This is a genomic window from Pedobacter sp. 01N416, from assembly GCF_056399685.1.
This window is the reverse complement of sequence record NZ_JBFTRT010001046.1, coordinates 1-573: the sequence shown is the minus strand read 5'-3', so window position 1 is coordinate 573 and position 573 is coordinate 1. Positions and strand designations below refer to the sequence as shown.

The 573-nt window shown below is 35.1% G+C and carries 1 pseudogene; it reads right to left on the bottom strand.

Going from position 1 to position 573, the window contains the following annotated elements:
- Positions 1 to 573 (bottom strand): annotated as a pseudogene (locus AC1DND_RS29155) (SusC/RagA family TonB-linked outer membrane protein); the annotation flags it as partial.

The following is a 573-nucleotide window of genomic DNA, read 5'->3' as shown; positions in this document are numbered from 1 at the left end:
CTCTAAAACCTGGCTTTTGTTTAGGACATCAATTTTTTGCGCTTGTCCGTTTACGCCTCTGGCTAATCCCGATTGACTGTTTAAATAAGTACTGTAGTTATTTTGGTCTCTTTGAGAAGAAACGCTGGCTGTAAACTTTAGTCCATCAATGATATTTACCTGAGCCATACCATTAATCAACGTTTTATTGTTTAAGTTATCGATTACGTTATTATCAACAATTGATAATGGATTTCTGGTTCCACTCCCGGTGCGGTTGTAGTTCTCTTTATAGCTGCCATCAGTATTAAAAGGATTTACTGTTGGCAAATAGAAAAGCATATTTGGAAGTGCTTGTGATTGATATACATCAGAACTTTTCGAATTGCTATTAGTTATGGTTAAACCCAGTTTAAGCCTATCATTAAAAAACTTCTCGTTAAGGAAAGCACGAACAATTGTTCTTTTTAGCGATGTATTTTTAAGAATCCCTTTATTATCTAGGTAATTCACACTTGCACCATAATCTGATGTTTGACCAGCGCCACCGTAAGAAAGATTATGATTTTGAGAATAACCTGTTCTTTCCAAAAG